We start from the raw sequence: 3,849 nt of genomic DNA, 5'->3' as shown, positions 1-3,849 counted from the left end.
ACGGCGCTTCGCGGACCCGGCGGCCATCGCGCCGACCGCCGGGGACGTCTGGATCGCGCTCGACCGGGTGCGCGATCCGGGCAATCTGGGCACCATCATCCGCACCGCCGATGCAGCCGGGGCACGGGGCGTGATGCTGGTGGGCGAGACGACCGATCCGTTCGCCACCGAGACCGTGCGCGCGACGATGGGTTCGATCTTCGCCGTTCCGGTCGGACGCACGGACCGCGCGGGCTTTGCCGCGCTGGCCGGCCGCTGGCCGGGCCAGGTCGTCGGCGCGCATCTGGAAGGCGCGGTCGATTATCGCGTGCCCGATTATTCGGCCGGGCCGGTCCTGCTGCTGATGGGCAACGAGCAGGCCGGCCTGCCGGAGGATCTGGCGGCGCTGTGCTCGACCCGGGTCCGCATCCCGCAGGCCGGCCGGGCCGATTCGCTCAACCTGGCGGTCGCCACCGCGCTGTGCCTGTACGAGGCGCGCCGGCATGCCTTTCCGGTCCCGCGCGAGGGGTGGCCATGAAGCGGCTTTCGGTTGCCATCGTCACCGTCGGCGCCATGGTCGCCCTCGATCAGGCGATCAAGATCACCGTCGAACGGGTCATGGACTATCAGGAGCGCATACCGCTGCTGCCGTTCTTCGACCTGTTCCTGACCTACAATCCGGGCATCGCCTTTTCCATGCTGTCGGACTGGGGTCCGGGGCCGCTGGTCGCGCTCGGCCTGGCCGTGTCGGCCTTCGTCACCTGGCTGTGGGCATCGAGCCCGCCCGAGCGCGTGATCGCCCATTTCGGCTTCGCCCTGATCATCGGCGGGGCAATCGGCAATCTGATCGACCGCTTTCTTTACGGCCACGTGATCGACTATTTCCTGTTCCACACGCCGGGCTGGTCGTTCGCCATCTTCAATCTCGCCGACGCGGCGATCACGGTCGGCGCCGGCCTGGTGATCCTCGATGAGCTGCTGCAATGGCGGGCGGGCCGCAAGGCCGATTGACCGGCTGTGGCGCCTGCTGGCAGGATGCGCCGCGACAACCGTGGGAGACCAAGATGGCCGATGCGTTCAAGGCAATCCTCGTGTCGCGCGAGGCGGACAAGAAACAGTCCGTCGCGGTCGCGGACATGACGGAAGCCGAACTGATGGAAGGCGATGTGACGATCGCCGTCGAGGCGACCACGGTCAACTACAAGGACGGGCTGGCGATCACGGGAAGATCGCCGGTCGTGCGCCGCTGGCCGATGATTCCGGGGATCGATTTGGCGGGCACGGTGACCGCTTCGCAGCATGCCGGCTGGAAGGAAGGCGACAGGGTCATCCTCAATGGCTGGGGCGTGGGCGAGACCCATTACGGCGCCTATGCCGGCCGGGCCCGGGTCGATGGCGACTGGCTGATCGGCCTGCCCGACGCCCTGACGCCGCATCAGGCCATGGCGATCGGCACGGCGGGCTACACCGCGATGCTGTCGGTGCTGGCGCTCGAACGCCACGGGATCACGCCCGACCGGGGGCCGGCGATCGTCACCGGCGCCAATGGCGGGGTCGGCACGGTCGCCGTCGCGGTCCTGTCCAAGCTCGGCTATCATGTGATCGCCTCGACCGGCCGCACCGGCGAAAGCGCCTTTCTGACCGGGCTGGGCGCGTCCGAGATCATCGACCGGGCCGAACTGTCCGAGCCCGGCGGCCCGCTCGGCAAGGAGCGCTGGGCGTGCGGCATCGATGCGGTCGGCTCGGTGACACTGGCCAACGTTCTGGCCCAAACCATGCGGACGGGCGCCATCGCCGCCTGCGGTCTGGCCCAGGGCATGGACCTGCCCGCCACGGTCGCGCCCTTCATCCTGCGCGGGGTCTCGCTTGTCGGCATCGATTCGGTGATGGCGCCAAGGGCGCTGCGCGAGCGCGCCTGGGCCCGGCTCGTCGAGGATCTCGATCCCGCCAGGCTCGACGCGCTGTCGCGGACGATCCGCTTCGACGAGGTGATCGACACGGCCCATGCCATTGTCGACGGCAAGGTGCGCGGCCGGGTGGTCGTCGACATGGCCGGCTGACGCCCCATCAAGCCCCCCACCGCGTTGGACGCGGCGCACGCCATCGGGCTGCCGCGCCGCGCCGATGACCCCGCCTGCCCGCCCGCTCCCGCCGAGGGCGCAGGTCAAGGCGCCGGCCGATCTGGGCTCTGGCAATTCTAAATCGATTAGATTATGCTGTCCGCGACATTGCCCTGCAACCGGATCGCCCCGATGTCGAGCCAGATCATTCCCGTCGACCCGTTTGACTGCATCATCTTCGGCGGCACGGGCGACCTGGCCGAGCGCAAGCTCCTGCCCGCGCTCTACCATCGCCAGAAGGACGGCCAGATGACCGAGCCGACGCGCATCTTCGGCGCCTCGCGCGCGGACATGTCGGCAAACGAATATCGCCGCTTCGCCCACGCCGCGCTCAAGACCCACGTCAAGGACGAACTGGACGCCGCGCAAGTGGAGCGGTTCCTGGCCAGGCTCGACTATGCCTCCGTCGATGTGCGGTCGACGCGCGGCTGGGACAGGCTGAAGGCGCTCGTCGGCGACGATCAGGCAAGAAAGCGCGCCTGCTATCTGGCGGTCGGCCCGTCGCTGTTCGGCGACATCGCCACGCGGCTGCGCGACAATGGCCTGATCACGCCGCAAACGCGGATCATCGTCGAAAAGCCGATCGGCCGCGACCTTCGGTCGGCACGCGCGCTCAACGATACGCTGGGCGGCGTCATCGACGAATACCAGACGTTCCGCATCGACCATTATCTGGGCAAGGAGACGGTGCAGAACCTGATGGCGCTGCGCTTTGCCAACGCGCTTTACGAGCCGCTCTGGAACTCGGCCCATATCGACCATGTGCAGATCACGGTGGCCGAGCAGGTGGGCGTGGAGGGCCGGGCCGGCTATTACGACAAGGCCGGCGCGCTGCGCGACATGGTCCAGAACCACCTGCTCCAGCTTCTGTGCCTTGTCGCCATGGAGCCGCCATCGTCGATGGACGCCAATGCGGTGCGCGACGAGAAGCTCAAGGTCCTGCGCGCGCTCGAACCCATCGACCAAGGCAATGTCGAGACGCTGACCGTGCGCGGCCAGTACGGGGCCGGCGCATCGGCCGGCGGCCCGGTTCCCGGCTATCTCGACGAACTCGACGACGGCCGGAGCAACACGGAAACCTTTGTCGCGCTCAAGGCCGAGATCGGCAACTGGCGCTGGGCCGGCGTGCCGTTCTACCTGCGCACGGGCAAGCGGATGACGGCGCGGGTCTCCGAGATCGTCATCGCCTTCAAGCCGGTGCCGCATTCCATCTTCGGGGCAGGCGCGGGGCGCATGTCGGCCAACAACCTCGTCATTCGCCTGCAACCCGACGAGGGCGTCAAGCAATGGATCATGATCAAGGACCCCGGCCCCGGCGGCATGCGCCTGCGCCACGTGCCGCTCGACATGAGCTTCGCCGCCGCCTTCGACGTGCGCAATCCGGACGCCTATGAGCGGCTGATCATGGACGTCATCCGCGGCAACCAGACCCTTTTCATGCGCCGCGACGAGGTCGAAGCGGCCTGGCGCTGGATCGACCCGATCCTTTCGGCATGGGAGGAAACGGGCCAGTCGTGCCAGCAATACACGGCCGGCACCTGGGGGCCGTCGGCCTCGATCGCGCTGATCGAACGGGACGGACGCACCTGGCATGACACCGTCTGAGCCCATGGCCGACATCCGCCGGCACGATTATGCCGACCGCGCCCGACTGGCCGAGGCGCTGGCGTCCGGCATCGCCGCCAAGCTGGCAGGCGGCATCGCCACGCGCGGCCATGCGACGCTTGCCGTCTCCGGCGGCTCGACGCCC

Annotated in this window: 4 protein-coding genes and 1 pseudogene; all 5 read left to right on the top strand. The window is 68.6% G+C overall.

The window, feature by feature from the left end:
- Window positions 1–517: TrmH family RNA methyltransferase (locus tag AC5E6L_RS08410; RefSeq protein ID WP_491772591.1), on the top strand; the 517-nt coding region annotated here is incomplete at its 5' end.
- Window positions 514–990 carry a signal peptidase II gene (lspA, locus tag AC5E6L_RS08405; RefSeq protein ID WP_491230324.1) on the top strand — a complete coding sequence of 159 codons (477 nt, stop codon included), beginning with the start codon at window positions 514–516 and terminating at the stop codon, window positions 988–990. The genes AC5E6L_RS08410 and lspA, both read left to right, overlap by 4 nt.
- A gap of 53 nt (window positions 991–1,043) precedes the next feature.
- Window positions 1,044–2,039, top strand: coding sequence for an acrylyl-CoA reductase (NADPH) (acuI, locus tag AC5E6L_RS08400; protein ID WP_491230325.1), 996 nt, complete (start codon window positions 1,044–1,046; stop codon window positions 2,037–2,039).
- Between the two features lie 192 nt (window positions 2,040–2,231).
- Window positions 2,232–3,704 carry a glucose-6-phosphate dehydrogenase gene (gene zwf / locus AC5E6L_RS08395; RefSeq protein WP_491772588.1) on the top strand — a complete coding sequence of 491 codons (1,473 nt, stop codon included), beginning with the start codon at window positions 2,232–2,234 and terminating at the stop codon, window positions 3,702–3,704.
- A 4-nt stretch (window positions 3,705–3,708) separates the two neighbouring features.
- Window positions 3,709–3,849 (top strand): annotated as a pseudogene (locus AC5E6L_RS08390) (6-phosphogluconolactonase); the annotation flags it as partial.

Source organism: Roseitalea sp. (assembly GCF_984466335.1).
The sequence above is the reverse complement of the archived record's forward strand: the minus strand, read 5'-3'. Positions and strand labels throughout refer to the sequence as shown.